The sequence below is a fragment of the Streptomyces vulcanius genome (assembly GCF_042653945.1).
Classification (GTDB): Bacteria; Actinomycetota; Actinomycetes; order Streptomycetales; family Streptomycetaceae; genus Streptomyces; species Streptomyces mangrovi.
The window spans coordinates 286,772-308,078 of record NZ_JBHSFK010000009.1 but is presented as its reverse complement, the minus strand read 5'-3'; the positions used below and the strand labels follow the sequence as shown (position 1 = coordinate 308,078).

Here is a 21,307-nt window from a genome sequence, read left to right as displayed (position 1 = left end):
CGCGCCGAGGAACACACCCACCTCGGGGCGGGCCAGCAGGCGCAGCGCCGGCGGGCGTTGCGCGGTCCGGCCGTCGGTCTTCCGCGGGCCGGGGGCCGGCGGTGTGGTCACCGCCGGCTCGGCGTGCCGGGTCACGCTCATCACCGGGTGCCCTTCGCGGCGAACGCGGCCACCGCGTCGACGTTGGACTTGTCGACGAACGCGGGACCGGTCAGCACCGGCTGCTCCCCGCCGCCCATGTAGTTGCCGTTGTTCTTGTAGAGCCAGAGGGAGTCGACGGCGAGGTAGCCCTGGAGGTACGGCTGCTGGTCGACCGCGAACTGGATGGTGCCCTTCTCGATGGCGGAGACGAGCTCCTTGTTGAGGTCGAAGGTGGCGACCTTGGCCTTGCTGCCGGACTCGGACACCGACTGCGCGGCGGCCAGCGCGATCGGCGCGCCGAGGGTGACCACCTCGTCGATGGAGGAGTCGGTCTTGAGCTTGGCGGTGACGGTGGACTTCACGGACGGCATGTCGGTGCCGTTGACGTAGAGGATCTCGGTCTTGCCGCCGAAGGTCTTCTTCACACCGGCGCAGCGCTGTTCGAGGTTGACGTCGCCCTGGGCCTGGATGACACAGAGGGCGTTCTTGGCACCGGTGCCGTTGAGTTTCGTGCCGAGGGCCTGGCCGGAGACGGCCTCGTCCTGCCCGAAGAACGACAGCAGGCCCTGCTCCTTCCAGACGTCGAGGCCGGCGTTGAGGCCGACGACCGGGATGCCGGCCTGCTCGGCCTTGGCGACGACGTCCTTGAGGGCGTCCGGCTTGGCGAGGGTGACGGCGATGCCGTCCACCTTCTGGTCGATGGCGTTCTGGACGAGACTGGCCTGGTCGGCGGCGGTCTCGTCGTTGGAGTAGATGAGCTTGATGTTGTCCTTTGCCGCGGCGGCCTCGGCACCCTTGCGGATGGTGTCCCAGAAGGTGTCGCCGGAGGGTGCGTGGGTGACCATCGCGACCGTCATCCGGGGGGTGTCGGCCTTGCCCGCGGAGGCGCCCGCCGCACTCTCCTCGGCCTTCTTCCCGCCGGAACTGCTGGAACAGCCGGCCAGGGTGAGCGCGGTGGCCGCGGCGACGGCCACGACGGGGGCGATTCTGCGGGACCGGGAACGGGGGAGAGACATGCGGTTCATGCTGCGTGCACCTCACTGTGCAGAAGGAAGAGTGCGGACCACCGGCCGGGTGAACCGGGACCGAGCCGGGTGCGGCCGGTGGGCAGTGGCAGTACGGGTTGCTGCCGCGCTCAGGGGATGGCTGCGTGTGAACAACAGGACAATTTAAAGCGCTTTAGGTCTTGGTACTATCAGCCTTGTTTCGTGAGTGTGTCAAGGGTGTCGCGCGAGGATATTTCCCCGGGATCCGGTAATTTGTAGGGAACCTACGTAGTCACAGTAAGTAGGCAAGCTACCGAGTATGCGAGGGCGTGCCGTGACCACAGGAGATTCCAGCGAGCCGGCGTCGGCCGCCGCGCAGACCGCGGCCGAGGACCTGGCGATGGTGTTCCGGCGGCTGCGCGGCCTGCTGGCCGCCGCGCCGACCGGCGGCCTCACCCCGTCGCAGCGGTCGGTCCTGCTGCGACTGGAGAAGAACGGCGCTTCGTCCACGACCCTGCTCGCCACCGCCGAGGGCGTGCGGTCGCAGTCGATGACGGCGACGCTCAAGTCCCTGGACGTGGCCGGGATGATCGAGCGCAGTCCCGATCCCGACGACGGCCGCCGGCAGATCATCACGCTCAGCACGGAGGGCCGGAACCGGGTCGAGCACGATCGCCGGAAGCGGCGTGAGTGGTTCGCCCGCGAGATGGACCGACGCTACGACCCCGAGCAGCTGGCGACGATCAACGAGGCGCTGACGCTGCTCGGGGAGCTGGCGGATCCGTGAGCCCGGGCTCATCCCCGAGGCCGGCGGCAGTGCGCTCGCCGTGCCCGTGCCGCAGACCGTGTTGCCGGTGCCGGCGCGGGCATTCTCCTGACCCTGGCCGGCGGCTCCCTGGAGGGCGTCGGTCGGTCACCGCCACGCAGCACCGATCCGGAAAGATGAACCATGCCTGATGCACGTACCGTCCTGCTGGTGATGGACTTCCAGAACGGCATCGTCGACCGTCTCGGCGACGAGGCGGTCCTCGCCGCCGCCGGCCGCGCGGCCGAGGCCGCCCGCGCCGCCGGGATACCGGTGGTGTTCGTCCGAGTCGCCTTCCGCCCCGGCCACCCCGAGGTGTCCGCCCGCAACGCCGCGTTCGCCGCGCTCGCGAACGGCGGCGACACGATGACCGAGACCCACCCGGCCACCGGGATCCACGCGAGTCTTCGGCAGCGGCCCGACGAACCCGTCGTCACCAAGCGCCGGGTGAGCGCGTTCAGCGGGAGCGACCTGGACGTCCTGCTGCGCGCCCACGCAGCCGAGACGCTCGTCCTGGCGGGCATCGCCACCAGCGGCGTGGTCCTGTCCACCCTGCGCCAGGCGGCCGATCTGGACTACCGGCTCACCGTCCTGTCCGACGCCTGCGCCGACGCCGACCCCGAGGTCCACCGCGTCCTGCTGGAGAAGGTCTTCCCCCGCCAGGCCTCGGTGCTCACCACCGACGACTGGGCCAAGTCCCTCTGACGAAACCCCGACACCGCCTCCCGGCGCGCTGCCGGGACGGACGGTGCCGACCGTGCGACTCCGGCCGGGGTGTGTGGCTGATGCACGTTTCGGACCAATCGGCGCCCTTGGGCCCGCCCGGCGGACGCTTTCCATCGGAGAAGGCGGGCGCGACGAGGTAGAGACGCTCGCCGCCGGTGGTGCGGGTGGTCTGGGGATCGCGGGCGGCAGGCGGCCTGGCCCCGCGGTCCCGGCACCAGACGCCATGGTCGGCCGACGGCACCACAAGGTTGCCGCCCGGGTCCCGGCCGATCGGCAGCCGGCCCGGTCCGCAGACGTTCCCGAAGAGCGCGAGTTCTGCGGCGAGGTCGGCGCGGCGGTCGGCGAAATGGCCGAGGAACGCGGTCACGACGCCGGTGGTGCCAAGGGTATGAGGCCGGCAGCGGGAAGCCGACCGTGTCGGCGAAAGCGAGCCCGCCGTGCCGCAGCAGCATCGCGCGGCAGTCGGGATCGAGCGTCGGGCCGGCGGTGTGTTCGAGCGTGTTCGGCAGGGCTTCGTCGATGGGCAGCCGGTGACGGAGCCGGTAGGGGCGCGCCCAGCCGATCCGCGCAGCGAGGTCACCATGGGATTCGTCATGCCGGTCACCGCCGGCCGAGCCGGGAGAGGGCAGGACCCGCCTGGGCAATAGCGGATCGGGACGGGCGCCGACCTGTTCCCGTACCTCTCCCGGGGCACCGGCGATCCCTCCACCGACCGCCGCCGGCGAAGTCGCTCCGGAGCGCGAGTGTGACGGCCGGGCGGTGGCGCACTCCGCGTGGATCACGCGGGTCCGGCACCTCGGCCGGCCGCTCCAGCAGCCTGGCAGCCCCGGGACCTCCGCAGGTCCGACCTGCGGATTCTCGCGCAGCTGGTCAAGGGCAGGCGGGTTCAGCGTCGATGCGCCGGCAGGCACGCCCTTCCGCTCGGAGCACGGGGTGCGGAGAACTCCATGATCTTGGAAGCCCCGCATCACAAACCCGTAGACATGTGCGAGCGAAGTCTTGACACGTTTCCGAAACACAAGCATGCTCTGGCCACCGCTTAAAGCGATTTAAAACATCGCCGGAACGTTAGTCACCCATCAATCCGGCGTCGTCGTGAAAGGCGCCGGAAATCCCCGCGACGAGGCACCCGCGAACACGCGGCCGTGCCCAGGTCCGCGCACGCCCGCCGCCTTGTCGTCCCCGGACATGCCCGGCCCCGCGCAGCCCCCGGCCGGGCATCGCACGAAGGAGCAACCCCGAACATGGAACCCACGCAGCCCCGGCGGCCGTTCGGCCGTCGTCTCTCCCGAAGAAGCCTGACCATGGTGAGCCTGCTCACCGTGGCGGCCACCGCGCTGGCCGGGTGTGCCAGCGGCAAGGCGTCGGGGGACACCGCCAAGGCGACGGCGAGCACCGACGGTTCGCAGGGCACGGCGAAGAGCAACGGCAAGGTCTCGATCTACGTCATCGGCGGCAAGGCCGACGACCCGTTCTGGTCCGCGATCAAGCGCGGCGGCGAGGACGCGGCGAAGCTGGTGAAGGCGGGCGGCGGTTCGGTCACGTTCCTGGGCCCGCAGAACTACGACAACCTCGGCCCGGACGCGGCCAAGCTGACGCAGACCGCGCTCTCCCAGAACCCCTCGGCCATCGTGGTGCCGGACTGGGTGCCCGACAGCCAGGACGCGGCGATCAAGCAGGCCGTGGCCAAGGGCGTCAAGGTGTTCATCTACAACTCGGGCGGCGTCGAGGCGGCCGACAGGACCGGCGGCATCAAGTACATAGGCTCGGACGACTACGAGGCCGGCAAGGCCGGCGGCGTCAAGTTCGCCGAGGCGGGCGCCAAGAACATCCTGTGCGTCAACACCGTTCCCGGCGCGGCCAATTCGGAGGCGCGCTGCAAGGGCATCGCCGACGGCGCCAAGAGCAAGGGCGCCAAGTCCAAGCAACTGCCCCTGCCCTCCTCCAACTTCGGCAACCCCTCCGCCGTCACCCAGGCGATCAAGGGTGCGCTGCTGAAGGACAGCGGTGTCGACGCCCTGGTGACGATCGGCGTCCAGGACGCGGACAGCGCCGCCTCGGCGATCGACCAGGCCAAGGCCGCCGACAAGGTCCAGCTGGGCACCTTCGACCTCTCGCAGTCCCAGCTCGACCGGGTCAAGGACGGCAAGCAGCTGTTCGCCATCGACCAACAGCCCTATCTGCAGGGCTTCTACGCGGTGTCGATGGCCAACCAGTACCTGTCCTACGGCGTGCTCCTGCCGCAGAACCCGATCCTGACCGGCCCGCTGCTGGTCACCAAGGACAACGTCGACGCGGCGATCGACGGTACCAAGGCCGGCGTTCGCTGACCCGCCCACAGGTGCCGGGCCCGGGCCGGCCCGGCACCGCCTCCCGTGCCCGCCTCGCACCATCCGAGATCCACGAAGGTGACACCACTCCGATGACAACCTCCCTCCCCCACCCGACGGCCGAGAGAGCGCCCGCCGCTCCGCCGAAGCGAACCGAGAGCCCGCTGGGGCAACTGCGGCACCGCCCCGAGGCGGGCGCGCTCATCGGAACGATCAGCGTCTTCGTCTTCTTCGCGATCTTCGGCGGGGAGAAGTTCCTCGCCCCGGCGGGCGCGGCGAGTTGGCTGAACATCGCCGCCGAACTCGGCGTCATCGCGATCCCGGTCGGGCTGCTGATGATCGCCGGGGAACTCGACGTGTCCGTCGGCTCGGTGCTCGCGGGCAGCTCGATGACCCTGGCGATCGTCTCCGGCCACTGGGGCGCCCCGATGATCGTCGGTATCGTCCTCGCGCTCGGGCTCGGCACCGTGGTCGGCCTGCTCAACGGGATCATCGTCACCCGCACCAACGTCCCGTCGCTGGTCGTCACGCTGGCCACCATGGCCGGCGTGGCCGGTCTGACCCTGGGCCTGTCCCGTGCCACCACCGGCACCACCAGCGTCGCCATCAGCCCCGACCCGTTCTCCAAGGCCGTCTTCGGACAGCTGATCGGCGGCCAGTTCGAGGTGGCGATCTTCTGGTGGCTCGGCATCGCGGCCCTCGTCGCCGTGATGCTGCAGATGACGAAGTACGGCAACTGGATCTTCGCGATCGGGGGTGACAAGGAGAGCGCCCGGGCCACCGGCATCCCCGTCAACAGGGTGAAGATCGCCCTCTACATGGCGAGCGGGTTCGGCGCGGCCCTGGTCGGGGTGATCCAGACCATCCTCTACAACGGCGCCCAGGTCGCCAACGGCCAGTCCTTCGTCTTCAACTCCATCATCGCCGTCGTCATCGGCGGCGTCCTGCTCACCGGCGGCTACGGCTCCGTCCTCGGCGTCGTCCTGGGCACCCTGACCTTCGCCATCGTCAACCAGGGCATCTACTACACCGGCTGGAACTCCGACTGGGCCAGCCTCATCCTCGGCATCCTCATCCTCACCGCGGTGCTGATGAACAACACCTTCCGCCGCCTCGCCCTCTCCTACAAGCCCCGCACCGCGAAGAAGGCCTGACCATGACCACACCCCTTCTCCGCCTCACCGGCATCGGCAAGTCCTTCCTCGGCACCGACGCCCTGACGGACATCTCCCTCGAGGTCGACGCCGGAAAGGTGCTGTGCCTGCTCGGCGACAACGGCGCCGGCAAGTCCACCCTCATCAAGATCCTCTCCGGCTTCCACAAGCCCACCACCGGCACCATCGAACTCAACGGCGAACCCGCCGTGTTCGACAGCCCTCGGGAGGCGGGCGCCCAAGGGATCGCCACCGTGCACCAGTTCGGCGGCACCTTCCCTCTCATGGGCGTCGGCCGCTGCTTCTTCGTCGGCGCCGAACCCACCAAGGGCTGGGGCCCGTTCAAGCTGTTCGACAAGAAACTCGCCGGTGAGATCGCCGTCCGCGAGATGCAGTCCCTCGGCATCACCCGCGTCACCGACGGCAACCGCCTCGTCGGCGCCCTCTCCGGCGGCGAACGCCAGGCCCTGGCCATCGCCCGCGCCGTCTACTTCGGCGCCACCGTCCTCATCCTCGACGAACCCACCGCCGCGCTCGGAGTCAAGGAAGCCGCCCACGTCCTGCGCATCATCATGCAGGCCCGCGCCAAGGGCGTCGCCGTCATCCTGGTCACCCACAACGTCCGGCACGCCATGATGGTCGGCGACCACTTCGCCGTCCTCATCCGCGGCCGGAAGGCCGACGACTTCCGCAAGGGCGAACGCACCCGTGAGGAGATCACCGACCTCATGGCGGGCGGTGAGGCGATGGCCGACCTCGAAGCCGAACTCGCGCAACTCCAGGCCGACGCCTGATCCGCCGCACCCCTCCTCCCTGAGCGGTACCCGGGGGTCCCCCTCAGGGAGGAGGGGGACGCTCCGACTGGTGCGACGGCACCAGGCGAGAGTGCGAGCAGGGGCATGAAGCCACCGAGCCCCTGCCCGGCCAGGCTGGTGATCTACCCGAAACCAGACCTGGAGATCCGTTTCCCGTGGCTACCTTGCTCTATCGGCTGGGCCGGACCGCCTTCCGGCGGCGCTGGCTCGTGGCGTTGTTGTGGGCCGTGCTCCTCGGCGCCGTCGGCCTCGGCGCCGCCCAGGCTCCGGCCGCGTCCGACGACGGCACGTCCTTCATGCCCGGCATCGAGGCACAGAAGGCCTTCGACCTCATCGGAGAGCGCTTCCCCGGTTCCTCCGCCGACGGCGCGACCGCCCGCATCGTGTTCATCGCGCCCGACGGCGAGAAGGTGACCGCAGCCGGGCACCGCGCGGCCGTCGACACCCTCGTGAAGGAGGCCGCCGACGAGCCTCAGGTCTCCGGTGCCGTCAACCCGTTCACCGCGAAGGCGGTGAGCGAGGACGGCTCCACCGCCTACGCCACCGTGAACTTCAAGGTGGCGGCCGGCGATCTCACCGACGCCGACAAGGCGGCGCTGGAGAAGGCCATCGACCAGGCCCGTGACTCCGGGCTCACCGTCGAGGTCGGCGGCACCGCGCTCGCCGAGCAGCCCGCGGCCGGCGGCTCGGCCGAGGCCATCGGCATAGTACTGGCCGCCCTCGTCCTGCTGATCACCTTCGGATCCCTCGCCGCCGCCGGGCTGCCCCTGCTCACCGCCGTGATCGGCGTCGGGGTCAGCATGGCCGCCATCATCGCCCTCGGCAGCACCTTCGGGCTCTCCCTCACCACGGGGACGCTCGCCTCGATGCTCGGACTCGCCGTCGGCATCGACTACGCCCTCTTCGTGGTCTCCCGCTACCGGGAGGAGCGCGCGAACGGACACGCCCCGAGTGAGGCGGCCGGGCTGGCCGTCGGCACGGCCGGCTCCGCCGTCGTCTTCGCCGGTCTCACGGTCGTCATCGCGCTGGCGGGACTGTCCGTGGTCGGCGTGCCGATGCTCACGAAGATGGGCCTGTGCGCGGCGGGCGCCGTGGTCGTCGCCGTACTCGTCGCCCTCACCCTGGTCCCCGCCCTGCTCGGCATGTGGCCCGACGCCGTGCTCTCCCGCGCCGTGCGCAAACGCGGGGCGCGGGACCTGAAGCCGGACAACGGCGGTTCGCGCTGGGCGCGTTTCGTGCTGCGCCGCCCCGTGGCCGTGCTGGTGGTGTGCGTCGCGGGCCTGGGCGCCCTGGCCCTGCCCGCCGCGCACCTGGAAATGGGCATGCCGGGCGCCGAGTCCAAGCCGCTCTCCTCGACGGAACGCCGCGCCTACGACGCGCTGGCGGACGGCTTCGGCGCCGGCTTCAACGGCCCCCTGACCGTCGTCGCGGACGTCAGGGGCGCGGACGACCCGAAGACGGCCGTCGACCGGATCACCAAGGAGATCGAGGGCACCGACGGAGTCGTGTCCGTCTCCGCCCCCCGGTTCAACGCGGCAGGCGACACCGCGCTGTTCTCGGCGGTCCCGGCCACCGGCCCGAACGACCAGCGGACCAAGGACCTCGTCCAGACGATCCGCTCGGAACGCGCCGGACTGGAACGCGACACGGGGGCGGCCTTCGAGGTCACCGGCAGCACCGCGATGAACATCGACGTCGCCCAGGCACTCCAGGACGCGCTCGTGCCCTACCTGGCCGTCATCGTCGGCCTGGCGCTGATCCTGCTGCTGGTGGTGTTCCGCTCCGTGCTCGTACCCGTCAAGGCCGCCTTCGGGTTCCTGCTGTCGGTACTGGCCGCCCTCGGCGCGGTGGTCGCCGTCTTCCAGTGGGGCTGGGGCGCGGGACTGCTCGGGGTGGAGCAGTCCGGTCCGATCATGAGCCTGATGCCGATCTTCCTGGTGGGCATCGTCTTCGGCCTCGCGATGGACTACGAGGTGTTCCTCGTCGCCCGGATGCGGGAGGCGTACGTCCACGGCGACCCCGCCCCCCAGGCCGTCGTCACGGGTTTCCGGCACAGCGCACGGGTGGTCGTCGCCGCGGCGGTGATCATGATCGCGGTCTTCTCCGGGTTCATCGGCTCCGGCGAGTCGATGATCAAGACGATCGGTTTCGGACTCGCCGTCGCGGTGCTGTTCGACGCCTTCGTCGTCCGCATGGCACTCGTGCCGGCCGTGCTGGCCCTGCTGGGCGACCGGGCGTGGTGGCTGCCCCGGTGGCTCGACCGGCTGCTGCCCGCCGTCGACGTCGAGGGCGCCGGACTCACCGCGCAGGCCGCGCACGGCACCGTACCGGCGGGCGGCGAGCCCGCGCCCCGGGAAGCGGCCCGGATCTGAACCTCGTACGACAGGTCGCGGCGCCCGGACCCCAGGGCGCCGCGGCCCACGATGTGTGAACATGACCGTCCCCGGACCTCCAGCGGAGCGTGATGAGCACGAGCCGGCAGCGCAGGACGGCGTGCCGTCCCCAGGCCGTCGAGGCCGCGGCGCCCTTCCTGCTGTTCGCATTCACCGTCGGCGGGGTCCTCGTCACCCACGCGGTGATCTCCGAGCCGCCCGCCCTGTGGCCCGGCCTCGCCCTGTCCGCCGTCGCGTGCGCCGCGCTGCGCCGACGCCGTACGCACCCCCTCCAGGTCCTCGCCCTCACCCTGCTGTGCACCATGGCCCAGGGCATCCTCGGCTATCTGCTGACCCCGCTCCTGATGGGCGCGCTGCTGGTCGCCCAGTACGCCACGAGCGTGAGCGTGCCGCGCCGGACCAGCTGGAACAGCGCACTGACGGCCGCCGCCGGCATGGTCGTCAGCGGTCTGTTCCTCCCTTCCTTCCGCGACTCTCTGATCCTCGCCGTCATCAACCCGGCCGCGTGGGTGCTGCTGTCCGCGGCCTTCGGCGCCTACGTCCGGGTGCGCCGCGAGTACGCCGCAGCCCGCGCCGAACACGCCGACCGCCGGCGTGAGGAGGAGACCCGGCACCGAGTGGTCCAGGAACGCATGCGCATCGCGCGGGAGTTGCACGACGTCGTCGCCCACCACCTGACCCTGGCCGACGCCCAGGCCGGCACCGCGGCCCATCTCGCCCGCACCGACCCCGGCCAGGCCCTGGACATCATCGGCAGACTGCCGCAGACCACGGCCGCCGCACTGCGCGAACTGAAGGCCACCGTCGGACTCCTGCGCCAGGACACCGACCCCGCCGACGACCTGGCCCCCGCACCGGGACTGGGCCGGCTGCCCGCCCTCGTCGAGGCGTGTGCGGCCGCGGGCCTGGACGTGACGGTCACCGTCGTGGGACAACCCCGGCGGCTCACCCCCGTACTCGACCTGACGGCCTACCGGATCATCCAGGAGGCGCTGACCAACGTCACCAAGCACGCCGCCACCCGCACCGCGGGCGTACGGCTGTCGTACACGCCCCACTTCCTGACCCTGACCGTCAGCAACGACACCGTCGGCGCCCCCACGGCCGCCCCCGGCTTCGGCCTGCTCACCATGCGCGAGCGCGCCACCGCGGCGGACGGCACCTTCCACGCCGGACACCGTCCGCGGGGCGGCTTCGAGGTCGCCTGCACCCTCCCGCTGAACACCCACGAAGACACCCGCCACGGCAGCCACGACGAAAGCACCGCCACATGACCATCCGCGTCCTGCTCGCCGACGACCAGGCCCTGCTCCGCGCCACCTTCCGCATCCTCATCGACTCGGTCGCGGACATGACCGTGGTCGCCGAGGCCGCCGACGGACGGGAAGCCGTCGACCTCACCGCGACGCACCGCCCCGACGTGGTCATCATGGACATCCGGATGCCGGACGTCGACGGAGTGACCGCCACGGCCGCCATCTGCGCCCGGCCGGAACTCTCCGGGACTCACATCCTCGTCCTCACCACCTTCGAGAACGACGAGAACGTCGCCAAGGCCCTGCGCGCCGGCGCGAGCGGCTTCCTCGGCAAGGGCGTCAGCCCCGAGGTACTCCTGTCGAGCATCCGCACGGTCGCGGCCGGCGAGGCGCTCCTCTCGCCCACCGCCACCCGGGCCCTCATCACCCGCTTCCTCGCCGCCCCCGACACCGACGGCTTCCTCGCGCTCCCCGACGCCGTCAAGGGCCTCACGGACCGCGAGCGCGAGGTGGCGGCGCTGGCCGCGTACGGCAAGTCCAACGCCGAGATCGCCGACCGGCTCGTCCTCAGCCCCCTGACGGTCCGCAGCCACATCCAACGGGCCATGACCAAACTCCACGCCCGCGACCGCGCCCAGCTCGTCGTCATCGCCTACCAGAGCGGCCTGGTGAAACCGCACACGGACCCCGACCGGCCCTAGAACCTGTCCTGGCCGCGCGGTGACCTGCGTACCGTCAGCACCGCGATGTCGTCGTGCCGGCGGTTCCCGCCCGCGAACGCGCCCGCGTCCTCGTGCAGCGTCTCGGGCAGTTCGCTGGCCGTGAGGTCGAGGTGTTTCATCAGACGTTCGTCGAGCGGGTAGAACGTGCCGTCGGCGGCGCGCGTCTCGGTGAGGCCGTCGGTGGTCAGCAGGAGCGTCGCTCCGGCCGGGAACGCGAACCAGTCCACCGTCGTGGGCTCGGCGGCCAGATCGGCGAGACCGAGCGGTACCCCGGAGTCCAGCGGCGGCGTGGTGACGGCGCCGTCGTGCAGCAGCCGGGGCGGGATATGCCCGCAGTTGACGACCTGCGCCTCGGTGCCCGCGTCGACGCAGACGATGAGCGCGGTGACGAAGCGTTCGTCCTCGCCGGTCTGCTCGGCATAGGTGTTGTGCCGTACGACGGCGGCGTCGAGGGTGTCGACCAGCGCCGTCAGCGTGGGCTCGCGGTGGGCGGCCTCACGGAAGGCGCCGATGACGGCGAAGGCGGCGCCCACGGCGGCCAGCCCCTTGCCCTGGACGTCCCCGATCAGCACCCGGGTCCCGAAGGGCGAGGCGACGACGTCGTAGATGTCACCGCCGACGAGCCGGTCCTCGTGGAGGGGTTCGTAGACGCCGTTGACCAGGACGTCGTCGGTGACCAGCGGGAGCGGGTGCAGGATGTGCCGCTGCATGGCGGCGGCGGTGGAGCGCAGCCGGAGCATCTCGTGCTCGCGTCCGATGCGCCGACGGCAGGCGTAGACCGAGGTCAGGCCCAGGGCGAGGGTGAACAGGACCAGCAGCAGCCGGTCCAGCCAGTGGCCCCCGTCACGGTTGCGGAACACCGCCGTGGCGGTCACGACGAGCGTGGTCCACGCGGCCACGAACCGCGTCTGCCGCTCCGTGCACAGCGCCGAGGCGGCGCCGGGCAGGAAGACCAGCAGCCCGAGCAGCCACACCTCGGACCCGGACAGGACACCGAGGGCCTCCACGACGACCGTCAGCGACAGCACTCCGGTGACCAGTTCCGCGTTGCCGGGAGGCTCGATGGCGTCGATGACCTCGGCGGGTCTCGCGGGTCTCTTCCGTGCGGGACGGCGGCTTCCGGTCATGGGAACTCCCGGGCAGGTGGTGATGATCTCCTTTCACGTTAGTCGACGCACATCAGCGGACGACGTCGTGGCCCGTGTCGACGCCGAGCGGGCCGACCGCCGTGGCGCCGCCCGGGCTGCCCAGCGGGGCGTCCCGGCCGGGCAGGGGCTCCTCGAAGAAGCGCCGGTTGTCCGCGCGGTGCGCCGGATCGGCCTTGCGGTCCACCGTGATCGCCTGCTCGGGGCAGGCCACCTCGCACGCGCCGCAGTCGATGCACTCCAGCGGGTTGATGTAGAGCTTGCGCTCGCCCTCGTAGATGCAGTCGACCGGGCACTCCTCCACACAGGACCGGTCCATGATGTCGACACAGGACGATCCGATGACGTACGCCATGTCAGTGCTCCGTTTCTGTGGAATGACCGGGGAACAGGGCCGCCTCCGGGTCGATCACCGTGGCGGCGTTGTTGACGGCTGTGGCGGCCTCGCCGAAGCCGACCGAGATCAGCCGGACCTTGCCCGGGTAGTCGGTGATGTCGCCCGCCGCGAACACCCGGGGCAGATTGGTGGCCATACGGGTGTCCACCGCGATCCGCCGCGCCGCGAGCTCCAGGCCCCAGCCCTGCAGCGGGCCGAGGTCGGCGACGAAGCCGAGCGCCGCCACGACCGTCTGCGCCGACAGCCGGCGGGCCTCCTTGGTGACGCGGTGCCGGATCTCCACCTCCTCCAGCAGCCCGGTGCCGTACAGACCGCTCACCTCGGCGTCCGTGTGCACCTCGACACCGAGCTCCCGTACCCTCGCCACGGACGCGTGATGGGCGCGGAACCGCGCGGTGCGGTGCACCAGCCGCACCGACCGGGCCACCGGCGCGAGCAGCGCCGCCCAGTCGAAGGCGCTGTCACCGCCGCCCACGACCACGACGTCATGGCCCGAGTGGGCCGCCGGGTCGGGCACGAAGTACACCTGGCCGCGGCCCAGGAAGTCCTCGCCGGCCGGGAGCGGGCGGGGGGTGAAGGTGCCCACCCCACCGGTGATCACCACGGCTCCGGCCCGCACGACCGTCCCCCCGTCGCCGCGCACCACGGGCCGCCCGTCGGCGTCGTACGACAACTCCGTCGCGCGTCGGCCGAGGAGGTAGCGCACGCCGTGCGCGTCCGCCTGGGCGACGAGGTTCGCAACCAGGTCGCGCCCGCGCACCGAGGGGAGGCCGGCGATGTCGAAGATGGGCTTCTCCGGGTACATCGCGCTGATCTGGCCGCCCGCCTGGGGCAGGACGTCCATCACGGTGACCCGCAGACCGCGGAAACCGGCGCAGTACGCGGCGTACAGGCCCGCCGGGCCGGCGCCGACGACCAGGATGTCGGTATCGGTGGAAGTGCTCATGGCCGAGGAGCGTAGGTTCGCGCGGCGCGCCGCCCAACGGAATCGGTCCGCCTGACGGGACGGGACCGCACAACGGTCCCGCTCCCTCAGAAGGCGCGTGTCAGCTCGACCGTCCCGGTCACGCACTCCGAGCCGTCCTCCTTGAGCACGCGCACCGCGAGCCGCACCCGCGGCCCCTCGACCGCCGCGACGGTCGCCCTCCACGTCAGCCGCTCGCCCGCCACGGCCGTCGCGACGTTGCGCCACGCCACCGACTCCAGCCTGGCGCCCGGACCGGCCCAGTCGAGGGCGTGGCGGCTGACCGTCTCGCCGTGCAGCGTGGACTGCACGACCACACCGGGGAACCCCTCCGACGCCGCGAACCCGGCGTCGTAGTGGATGCGGTGGGCGTTCCACGACACGGCACTGAACCGGAACAACTGCACCGGGGAATGGGCGTACCCCCGCTCCGGGCATGCGTCCCCGACCTCGGGGGCCGTCACGGGAGCACCACGATCGTCTCGTCCACGCAGGTCAGCTCCTCCCCGTCGGCGTCCAGGAACCGGGTCTGCAGGTCCAGCAGGACGAACTCGCCCGACCTGCCCTGCTTGTGCCGCGCGGCGACGACGGCCCGGGCCGCCGTGACCGGGGTGCCGGCGAACAGCGGCCGGAGCAGCCGCACGGTCTGGCCGCCGTGCACCTGGCGCACCGCGAGGCCCTCCGTGCACGGTGACTCGCGCCGCGCGAGACCGTCCGGCCGCAGCTCCTCCTCCGGCGGACCGTCCTCCCAGCTCAGCGTCGCGGCCAGGAACAGCGCGGGCGCCTCGACGGGCTGCCCGGCCGCCGCCAGCGCGCGGGCCCGGCGGAGGTACTCGCCGTCGTTGAGGGCGGCGGCGTAGCGGCAGAAGTCCTTGACCGAAGGCGTACCGCAGTCCTCGTCCTGCCGTCGGCCGACCAGCTCCCGGGCCCGCGCCAGAACCTCCTCCAGCACGGCGTTCACAGCGCCGACCTCAGGGCGCGGCCGATGCCGAGCCCCGCGGTGCGCAGCGCGCCGGAGTGGGCGACCGGGTCCATGCGGTAGGTGGGGGCCGTGATGGAGAGGGCACCCGCGAGGGTGTCCTGACGGCCGAACACCGGTACGGCCACGCTCAGGTAGCCGAGCCGGATCTCCTCCGCCTCCGTGGCGATCCCCTGGTCGCGGACGCGGTCCAGCTGGGCGCGGAGCCGGCCCGGCGAGGTGATCGTGTGCCGGGTGAACGGCTTGAGCCCGTTGGCGACCACCTCCGCGAAGAGTCCGGCGGGGGAGTGGGCCAGGATCGCCTTGCCGGTCGCCGTGCAGTACAGCGGCAGCCGCCCCGCGACCCGGGACTCCTCGTTCAGGCCCCGGTGGGGGAGGATCTTCTCCAGGTACACGACATCCAGCCCGTCGTGGATCGCGAAGTGGATGGTCTCGCGGGTGGCCAGCAGCAGGTCCTCCATATAGGGCTGGGCGACCTCGCGCAGGATGCGCTGGCGGTGCACCCGCTGGCCGATCTCGAACAGCCGCAGTCCGAGCCGGTAGTCGCAGCCCGCCCGCTCCAACAGCCCCCACTCGACGAGTTCCTGGGCGAGCCGGTGCACGGTCGCCTTCGCCACGCCGGTGCGGCGTACCAGGTCGGCGAGGGAGAGCGAGTCGTCGTCGGCGCTGAACGCCTCCAGGATGGGCCGGACCTTGCCGAGGACCGAGTTCATCGAGTCGGGACAGGCCCGGACGGTGGACCCGAACACCGGGTCCAGAGGGGTCGCGTCCATGGCGGGGCCGCTCCCTCAGCCCGCCGTCGACGCGGTGGCGAGGAACGCCAGGCTGAGCGGGTTGTACAGGTCGGCCTTCTCGTGCTGCGGCCAGTGACCGCACTCGGGGAAGACCTCCAGGCGGGCGCCGGGGATCGCGGCGGCGATGGCCTCGGCCTCCGGGACGTCGCCGAGCGGGTTCTTGTTGCCCCAGACCACCAGCGTCGGCGCCTTGATCCGGGCCATGCGGTCGGGGCGCAGCAGGTTGCGCTCGCGGGCCTCCGGCTCCTGGAGCGCCAGCAGGTTGTGCAGGTTGTGCTGGAAATCGGGGTGGTGGTAGATGCCGTACCGCACCTGGGTGAGCTCGTCGCCGAGGTCCTCGTCCCACTCCGCCCACAGCAGGCGCAGCCGGTCCCGGGTGAAGGAGACGTCGTCCTCCAGGGCGGCGGCGCGGGTGGAGGTCTTCAGCCGTTCCATCACCGCCGGGTTGACCTTCGTACCGCCCATGCACAGCAGTTGGAGGGAGGCGACGCGGTCCGGGTACTCGCTCGCCGCCCAGGACGCCACCCAGCCGCCCAGCGACTCGCCCACCAGATGGGCGCGTTCGGCGCCGACGGCGTCCAGATAGGACATCAGGTGCTCGACGTACGCGGGGATCTCGCCCGGCCGGTCCGGTTTGCCGGTGTAGCCATGGCCGAGCATGTCGACGGCGTGGCAGCGGTAACGCTCTGCGTGCGCCGGGATGTTCCGTACGAACGCCTCCAGATGGCCGGTGGTGCCGTGCAGGAACACCACGTGCTCGCCGTCCTCCGGGCCGGCCTGGAGGGCGCGGGTGGGGAAGCCGCCGGTCTCGACGTAGGCGTGCCGGTAGTCGACGCCGATCAGTTCGGTCCAGATGCTCATGACTGCCTCTCTGTGCGTTCTGCCGGGTCGATGACGGCGACCCCCATGCCGGTGAGCCACTCGGGCATCGGTTCGTAGGCCAGCCGCCGGGCCGGCGCGTGGTCGAGCATCGCCGCCGTCATCAGCCAGGTGCGGATCTCCTGCGCGCCGTTGCCGGCCGTCTTCTCCAGCTCCTGCGTGGTGAACCCGGTGACGCGGTCGGCCCGGCCCTGTTCGAACCAGGTCAGGAACTCGTCGTCGAACTCCGGGTTGAGCGACGCCTCGGCGGCGCGGATGATCTCGCGGCGGCGGATGTCGTAGTCCTGCCAGTTCTCCCGGCCGTTTCGCCAGGCGCCGACCATGAACTCCTCGTCGTCGCCGTGCGGTTCGCGCCAGTCGGGCCAGGGCAGCCGGTGGGAGAGCCCACCGGACCCGATGACCGCCACCCGCCGCCCGCCGGGGAACGCCAGCACCGCCTCGCGCAGCGCCCGGCCCAGTTGCTCGCAGCGGGCGAGGGTGGGCAGCGGGGGCGCGAAGACGTTCACGACGAGCGGTACGAGGTCGACGTCGAGGCCGTCGAGGAGGTACTGGATCGCGTGCGACTGGCCGTGGTCGATCTGCAGCCGGGCCGAGAACGCCAGGTCGAAACCGGCCCGCTCCACCAGGTCGCCCGCGAGATGCAGGGCCAGCTCGCGGTCCACCGGCTGCGGGCCCTTCGGAGTGCCGGACTCGCCGCTCGCCACGCACTCGTCCACGCCGATCGTGAAGGACGGGATCAGGTCCAGCCAGAACCCGCGGAAGTGGTTGGAGCCGATGAGGACGACCGTGTCGGGACGGGCCGCGGCCAGCGCGTTGCGCGCCGTGCCGAGCGCGTCCCGGAACCGCTCGGCGCGGTCCTTGTGGTAGGTCTCCGCCCAGTGGGTGTTCATCAGCGTGCTGTGCGACGCGGCCACGCCCAGGACGATCTCGCTCATACCGGGTCTCCTTCCAGCTCCGCGCGGGTGCGGGTCACGGTGTCGACGGCCGTGCGGATCAGATGGCGGGTCAGCCGCTCCATGGCCCGCACGGAGACGGTGTTCATCCCGCGCGCGAAGTCGATGTCGAACGGCGCCCCGTCCTGAGCGACCTTCGGCATGCCGACCCGGACCGTCGGGATGCCGCGCCCGCGCAGGATGTTGGCGTCGGTGGCCCCGCTGTTGCCCAGGATCACCTCGTGCCCGCGCCCCTCGAAGGCCTCCCAGCCGGCGGTCGCGCAGCGGCAGATCCAGCTGTCGGGATCGGTCCTGGTGCCCGGGATCGCCAGCACCATCTCGGCGCTCACGGCCTCGGGCGGCAGCTTGTCGAGGGCGGCGAGGAACTCCCGCTTCGCCCGCATCGGTGTCGTGTCCGGTCCGATCCGCAGATCCACCATGAGGGTGCAGACGGCCGGGGTGACGGCGGCCATCCGGGGCCAGCCGCCGCGTACCGAGGAGACGATGCCCTGCGGGGCCACCGTGCCGGTCGTGTGCCGCTCGGCGTACTCGGTGAACCACTCCTCCAGATGCCGGGCGACCTCACCGGCGCGGGCGACGGCGTTGTCGTACGGCAGGCGGTGGCGCGAGCCGACGTAGGTGTGCGTGCCGCGCACGGTGACCTCGAACCAGACCAGGCCCACCTCCTCCCAGGACACCGTCCAGCCGGGTTTGGCGATGACCGCGTAGTCGGTCCACACGCCCTGTTCGAGGAGGAAGGAACAGCCCACGCCCTGACCGGTGTGCCGCCTGGGGCCGGGCCGCGCGTTGGTGGGCATGCCGCCCGCGCCGAACGCCGCGACCAGGTCGCCGGTGAGCGGGATCCCGGCCCGGGAGATCGCCTCCGCCGCCATCATCACGCAGGCCGCGTGCCCCTTCGGGTTGGAGGCGCCGAGGCCGGTGACCAGGTCGTCGTACGTCGTCGCCCGCGCCCGCATGTCGTCCCGCAACTCCGGGCCGATCCAGGGGAGATCCTCGCTCTCCTCGCCGACGGTCAGGGTGTCGATGGGCGCGTACAGCATGAGGTCGGGGCCGGTTTTGTCGCCGTCGAGGCGGGCCCAGGCGTTGGCCTGGCGGTCGTCCAGCGGCTGGACGGCGGCACGGCATCCCGCGGCGTTCAGCGTGTCCGCGATATGGGCGGCCAGCGGTGCCTCGTCGCCGGTGGGGCTCGGGATGTCGACCAGACCGGTGACCAGCTCGCGCAGCCGGTCGCCGGTGACCTGCCGCCAGGCTTCCGCGACCCAGGTGGCGCGCCGCTCGTCCAGGCCGGTGAGAGCGTTCACCGGTCGATCCTGTGGACCTGGGTCATGGTGGTGCGGGCGAAGCGTTTCGCGGCCAGGGGCAGTCCGACGGCGAGCGCGGCGCCGGCCAGCAGGGTGAGCAGGGTGCGGGACATGTCAGGCCTTCTCTTCGGTGCCGGGCAGCGCGGCGAGCTTCTTGGCGTACTCCTCCTCGCTGAGGTTCCGCCAGGCGGTCAGCGAGATGTCGGGGCGGTAGAGCTTCTCCGGGGGCGCGTCGGTGACATCGACCATCCAGGCGTCCTGGCCGGAGAACTGGCCGTGGAACAGCCAGCGGACGGCGCCCAGGTACTTCGCGTAGAAGCGCAGCGTCTCCCAGCCCTCGGTGAAGTTGACCATCACGCCGACATAGCGGTGGTGGTCCTCGTCGACGGGGACGTAGAACTCGTAGTGGATGAACTTCGGGTACGCGATCCGCAGCACGCCCGGCATCGACAGCGAGGCGAAGCCGGGGAACTCCTGGGCCTCGATGACCGGGTCGATCCGGTCGGCCTTGCCGGTGTTGCCGATGTTGAAGGTCTCCTTCGGCGGCCGGGTCTTCCACCAGCGCTTGTTGGACCAGTGGCCCACCCCGGGGAAGTCGGCCTCCCAGTGGACCTCCTCCTGGACCCGGAAGATCCAGCGGCCCTTCGGCACGATCCGGGTGATGTTCCAGGTCGGCATCGGCTTGAACAGCCGCCACAGGGCCGTGCGGTGCAGATACTTGGCGTGGCCCTCGTCGAAGCCGTTCTCGCAGGCGAAGCGCCAGTTGCCGCCGCGCGGTTCGATCCGGCCGCCCATCACGAACGGGTGCGACACCAGCTCCTCCGGGAGCTGCGAGTCGATCGGGTGCGGTTCCTCGTCCGCGACCGGGACGTACACCCACACCATGCCGAGGCGCTCCTCGACCGGGTACGTCCGCACGCCCAGCTTGCCGGTGAGACGGCAGCCGGGCCCGTCGGTGATGACCGCGGCCAGCTTCCCCGTCGGCAGGTCGAAGGTCCAGCCGTGGTAGGGGCAGCTGACCGTGCCGGGGAACTGCTGGTCGCCCTCCGAGAGCGGCACGCCCCGGTGCGGACAGCGGTCGTGCAGGGCGTACGCCGTGCCCGCGTCCCTGATGAGTGCGATCCGCTCGCCGCAGAGGGTGAACGGCTGCGGTTTCCCCGTGATGTGACTGGACCAGGTGACCGGATACCAGTAGCCGCGGAAACCAGCGGCGGCGCCGTCGTAGTGCGGCCAGGACTTCCAGTCCTGGCGGCCGGGCTCCGCCGCCTTCCCGCGCCGGCTCCGGCCGGGGGTGGCCGTGCCGGGAGCGTCCTCGACCGTCATCGTGCGTGTCCTCCTGCCGCCGGTGAACTGTGGACCGAGCATGTTCCGCCGCAGGGATCCGCCCAAGGGATCCGGTCCGCTGAGCAGACCGCGCCGGCACCTGGTGTGAACCTCTGTGGTCCGTACGCCGACAGTCCCGGTGAGCATGAAGTCGTCCGACGTCGGAGGTCGGAGAAGGAGGCGCGGTGGGTGGCGACGGGTCGCTCGTGGTGCGCTGCCGGCTCGCGGGGAGCCGGTGGACGTGTGGCACGGCCCTGTGTGGCGCTATGGGCGGGGCATGGTCGGTTCGCCGGCGACCTCGGCCGACGGCCCCTGGGCGCCCGCCCGGGACGGGGTCAGTCCGGACGGCCTGACGCCTGTTCCGGCGGGCCGCCGAGTACCTTCTCCTCGACCGTCTCCGACGACAGCACCGTGCCGATGACCCCGAGATCGGCGCCGGTGCGCCGGGCGAGTTCGCGTACCGCGGCCAGGTCCTTGCGCATCAGGTCCCCGATCCGCCCCGCGACCGCGTCCGCGCCGCCGCCCGCCACGATGCCCAGCGCCCGGCTCGCGCCGCTGCCGTGCTGTACGGCGGTCAGGACGGTCCCCTCCTCGACGCCCAGCGCGGCGGCGAGCCGTACGGCGTCGACGGCGAGCCCCACCTGGGCCACGAACAGCGCGTTGTTGACGAGCTTGACGCGCTGGCCGTGCCCGGCCGGACCCACATGCAGCACCGGCGAGGCATACGTCCCCAGCAGCGGGCGCAGTTCGTCCAGGACGCCCTCGTCCCCGCCCACCCAGAGGGTGAGGCGGCCCGCGGCGATGTCGTGGGGGCCACCGGAGAGCGCGGCGTCGAGGACGGCGACCCCACGGGGTGCCGCCGTATCGGCGAGGAGCTGTGCGGTCGCCGGATCGGAGGTCGTGTGCTGGACGAGAACCGCCCCCGGGCGCATGGCCGCGAGCGCGCCGTCCGGGCCCAGGCACACCGAGCGCACCTGATCGTCCGTCAGCACGACCACGAAGACGACGTCGGCGTCCCGTACGGTCGCCGCGACCGTGCCGGCCCACGTCCGTCCCGCCGCCTCCGCGGCGGCCCGGGCCCGCGGGTGGCGCGCCAGCACGGTGACCTCGTGCCCCGCGTCCGCCAGCCGTTCGGCCATCGGCCGGCCCATGCGGCCCGCCCCTGTCAATCCGATCCTCAACGTTCCTCCGGTGCGCCTTGGGTCCGTGGTGTGGTTGTGGTGTGTGTCACATCTAGGGGCTGC

General features: G+C 71.6%; 20 protein-coding genes and 1 pseudogene. 8 read left to right on the top strand and 13 right to left on the bottom strand.

Annotated elements, in window-relative coordinates:
- Window positions 1-141, bottom strand: a pseudogene (locus tag ACFPIH_RS16735) (ABC transporter permease); the annotation flags it as partial.
- Window positions 141-1,166, bottom strand: a complete 1,026-nt coding sequence (locus ACFPIH_RS16730; RefSeq protein WP_381172153.1) for a sugar ABC transporter substrate-binding protein — start codon at window positions 1,164-1,166, stop codon at window positions 141-143. The gene ACFPIH_RS16730 and the pseudogene ACFPIH_RS16735, both read right to left, overlap by 1 nt.
- A 295-nt stretch (window positions 1,167-1,461) precedes the next feature.
- On the opposite strand from ACFPIH_RS16730, the gene ACFPIH_RS16725 reads away from it, so the two are divergent.
- The 8 genes from ACFPIH_RS16725 (at window position 1,462) to ACFPIH_RS16690 (ending at window position 11,307) form a co-directional block, all read left to right on the top strand.
- The gene (locus ACFPIH_RS16725) at window positions 1,462-1,914 is read left to right on the top strand and encodes a MarR family winged helix-turn-helix transcriptional regulator (protein ID WP_381172156.1); all 453 of its coding nucleotides are present in this window, start codon (window positions 1,462-1,464) and stop codon (window positions 1,912-1,914) included.
- A 162-nt stretch (window positions 1,915-2,076) separates the two neighbouring features.
- A complete protein-coding gene (locus tag ACFPIH_RS16720) occupies window positions 2,077-2,637 on the top strand; it encodes a cysteine hydrolase family protein (RefSeq protein ID WP_381172159.1) in 561 nt (186 codons plus the stop codon).
- A 1,265-nt stretch (window positions 2,638-3,902) separates the two neighbouring features.
- A complete protein-coding gene (locus ACFPIH_RS16715; RefSeq protein WP_381172162.1) occupies window positions 3,903-4,988 on the top strand; it encodes a sugar ABC transporter substrate-binding protein in 1,086 nt (361 codons plus the stop codon).
- Between the two features lie 92 nt (window positions 4,989-5,080).
- On the top strand, window positions 5,081-6,142 hold the full coding sequence (locus ACFPIH_RS16710; RefSeq protein WP_381172164.1) for an ABC transporter permease: 1,062 nt from the start codon (window positions 5,081-5,083) through the stop codon (window positions 6,140-6,142).
- Between the two features lie 2 nt (window positions 6,143-6,144).
- On the top strand, window positions 6,145-6,936 hold the full coding sequence (locus ACFPIH_RS16705; protein ID WP_381172167.1) for an ATP-binding cassette domain-containing protein: 792 nt from the start codon (window positions 6,145-6,147) through the stop codon (window positions 6,934-6,936).
- Between the two features lie 176 nt (window positions 6,937-7,112).
- A complete protein-coding gene (locus ACFPIH_RS16700; RefSeq protein WP_381172170.1) occupies window positions 7,113-9,329 on the top strand; it encodes an MMPL family transporter in 2,217 nt (738 codons plus the stop codon).
- 92 nt (window positions 9,330-9,421) lie between these two features.
- Window positions 9,422-10,624: a sensor histidine kinase gene (locus tag ACFPIH_RS16695; protein WP_381172173.1), complete on the top strand. Its 1,203-nt coding sequence runs from the start codon at window positions 9,422-9,424 to the stop codon at window positions 10,622-10,624.
- The gene (locus ACFPIH_RS16690; RefSeq protein ID WP_381172176.1) at window positions 10,621-11,307 is read left to right on the top strand and encodes a response regulator transcription factor; all 687 of its coding nucleotides are present in this window, start codon (window positions 10,621-10,623) and stop codon (window positions 11,305-11,307) included. Before ACFPIH_RS16695 ends, ACFPIH_RS16690 begins: the two co-directional genes overlap by 4 nt.
- Here the strand turns inward: ACFPIH_RS16690 and ACFPIH_RS16685 are convergent.
- From ACFPIH_RS16685 to ACFPIH_RS16635, 11 genes are all read right to left on the bottom strand, one after another.
- Window positions 11,304-12,455 (bottom strand): PP2C family protein-serine/threonine phosphatase, encoded by a 1,152-nt coding sequence (locus ACFPIH_RS16685; protein WP_381172181.1) that lies wholly within the window; start codon window positions 12,453-12,455, stop codon window positions 11,304-11,306. The genes ACFPIH_RS16690 and ACFPIH_RS16685 overlap by 4 nt on opposite strands.
- A gap of 52 nt (window positions 12,456-12,507) precedes the next feature.
- The gene (locus ACFPIH_RS16680) at window positions 12,508-12,828 is read right to left on the bottom strand and encodes a 4Fe-4S dicluster domain-containing protein (RefSeq protein ID WP_381172183.1); all 321 of its coding nucleotides are present in this window, start codon (window positions 12,826-12,828) and stop codon (window positions 12,508-12,510) included.
- Between the two features lies 1 nt (window position 12,829).
- Window positions 12,830-13,816, bottom strand: a complete 987-nt coding sequence (locus tag ACFPIH_RS16675) for an NAD(P)/FAD-dependent oxidoreductase (protein ID WP_381172185.1) — start codon at window positions 13,814-13,816, stop codon at window positions 12,830-12,832.
- A gap of 86 nt (window positions 13,817-13,902) precedes the next feature.
- Window positions 13,903-14,298, bottom strand: a complete 396-nt coding sequence (locus tag ACFPIH_RS16670) for a hotdog family protein (protein ID WP_381172187.1) — start codon at window positions 14,296-14,298, stop codon at window positions 13,903-13,905.
- A complete protein-coding gene (locus ACFPIH_RS16665) occupies window positions 14,295-14,795 on the bottom strand; it encodes an FAS1-like dehydratase domain-containing protein (protein WP_381172189.1) in 501 nt (166 codons plus the stop codon). Before ACFPIH_RS16665 ends, ACFPIH_RS16670 begins: the two co-directional genes overlap by 4 nt.
- The gene (locus ACFPIH_RS16660; RefSeq protein ID WP_381172191.1) at window positions 14,792-15,586 is read right to left on the bottom strand and encodes an IclR family transcriptional regulator; all 795 of its coding nucleotides are present in this window, start codon (window positions 15,584-15,586) and stop codon (window positions 14,792-14,794) included. The genes ACFPIH_RS16665 and ACFPIH_RS16660 overlap by 4 nt, the downstream gene beginning before the upstream one ends.
- 15 nt (window positions 15,587-15,601) lie before the next feature.
- The gene (locus tag ACFPIH_RS16655) at window positions 15,602-16,468 is read right to left on the bottom strand and encodes an alpha/beta fold hydrolase (RefSeq protein WP_381172193.1); all 867 of its coding nucleotides are present in this window, start codon (window positions 16,466-16,468) and stop codon (window positions 15,602-15,604) included.
- Window positions 16,465-17,421 carry a DODA-type extradiol aromatic ring-opening family dioxygenase gene (locus ACFPIH_RS16650; protein ID WP_381172194.1) on the bottom strand — a complete coding sequence of 319 codons (957 nt, stop codon included), beginning with the start codon at window positions 17,419-17,421 and terminating at the stop codon, window positions 16,465-16,467. Before ACFPIH_RS16650 ends, ACFPIH_RS16655 begins: the two co-directional genes overlap by 4 nt.
- The gene (locus tag ACFPIH_RS16645) at window positions 17,418-18,740 is read right to left on the bottom strand and encodes a M20 family metallopeptidase (protein WP_381172196.1); all 1,323 of its coding nucleotides are present in this window, start codon (window positions 18,738-18,740) and stop codon (window positions 17,418-17,420) included. Before ACFPIH_RS16645 ends, ACFPIH_RS16650 begins: the two co-directional genes overlap by 4 nt.
- Before the next feature lie 114 nt (window positions 18,741-18,854).
- Complete coding sequence (locus ACFPIH_RS16640; protein ID WP_381172198.1) at window positions 18,855-20,063, bottom strand: Rieske 2Fe-2S domain-containing protein; 1,209 nt, start codon at window positions 20,061-20,063, stop codon at window positions 18,855-18,857.
- A gap of 335 nt (window positions 20,064-20,398) precedes the next feature.
- Entirely contained in the window at window positions 20,399-21,232 is an 834-nt protein-coding gene (locus ACFPIH_RS16635; RefSeq protein WP_385877023.1) for an NAD(P)-dependent oxidoreductase, read from the bottom strand.
- Between the last annotated feature and the right edge of the window lie 75 nt (window positions 21,233-21,307).

What these genes read in the sequence shown, in the direction of transcription:
- ACFPIH_RS16675 (WP_381172185.1), bottom strand. Translation starts at nt 13,816, where the DNA reads ATGAGCACTTCCACCGATACCGACATCCTGGTCGTCGGCGCCGGCCCG.
- ACFPIH_RS16690 (WP_381172176.1), top strand. Translation starts at nt 10,621, where the DNA reads ATGACCATCCGCGTCCTGCTCGCCGACGACCAGGCCCTGCTCCGCGCC.
- ACFPIH_RS16710 (WP_381172164.1), top strand. Translation starts at nt 5,081, where the DNA reads ATGACAACCTCCCTCCCCCACCCGACGGCCGAGAGAGCGCCCGCCGCT.
- ACFPIH_RS16680 (WP_381172183.1), bottom strand. Translation starts at nt 12,828, where the DNA reads ATGGCGTACGTCATCGGATCGTCCTGTGTCGACATCATGGACCGGTCC.
- ACFPIH_RS16720 (WP_381172159.1), top strand. Translation starts at nt 2,077, where the DNA reads ATGCCTGATGCACGTACCGTCCTGCTGGTGATGGACTTCCAGAACGGC.
- ACFPIH_RS16685 (WP_381172181.1), bottom strand. Translation starts at nt 12,455, where the DNA reads ATGACCGGAAGCCGCCGTCCCGCACGGAAGAGACCCGCGAGACCCGCC.
- ACFPIH_RS16695 (WP_381172173.1), top strand. Translation starts at nt 9,422, where the DNA reads ATGAGCACGAGCCGGCAGCGCAGGACGGCGTGCCGTCCCCAGGCCGTC.
- ACFPIH_RS16650 (WP_381172194.1), bottom strand. Translation starts at nt 17,421, where the DNA reads ATGAGCGAGATCGTCCTGGGCGTGGCCGCGTCGCACAGCACGCTGATG.
- ACFPIH_RS16660 (WP_381172191.1), bottom strand. Translation starts at nt 15,586, where the DNA reads ATGGACGCGACCCCTCTGGACCCGGTGTTCGGGTCCACCGTCCGGGCC.
- ACFPIH_RS16715 (WP_381172162.1), top strand. Translation starts at nt 3,903, where the DNA reads ATGGAACCCACGCAGCCCCGGCGGCCGTTCGGCCGTCGTCTCTCCCGA.
- ACFPIH_RS16640 (WP_381172198.1), bottom strand. Translation starts at nt 20,063, where the DNA reads ATGACGGTCGAGGACGCTCCCGGCACGGCCACCCCCGGCCGGAGCCGG.
- ACFPIH_RS16655 (WP_381172193.1), bottom strand. Translation starts at nt 16,468, where the DNA reads ATGAGCATCTGGACCGAACTGATCGGCGTCGACTACCGGCACGCCTAC.
- ACFPIH_RS16730 (WP_381172153.1), bottom strand. Translation starts at nt 1,166, where the DNA reads ATGAACCGCATGTCTCTCCCCCGTTCCCGGTCCCGCAGAATCGCCCCC.
- ACFPIH_RS16705 (WP_381172167.1), top strand. Translation starts at nt 6,145, where the DNA reads ATGACCACACCCCTTCTCCGCCTCACCGGCATCGGCAAGTCCTTCCTC.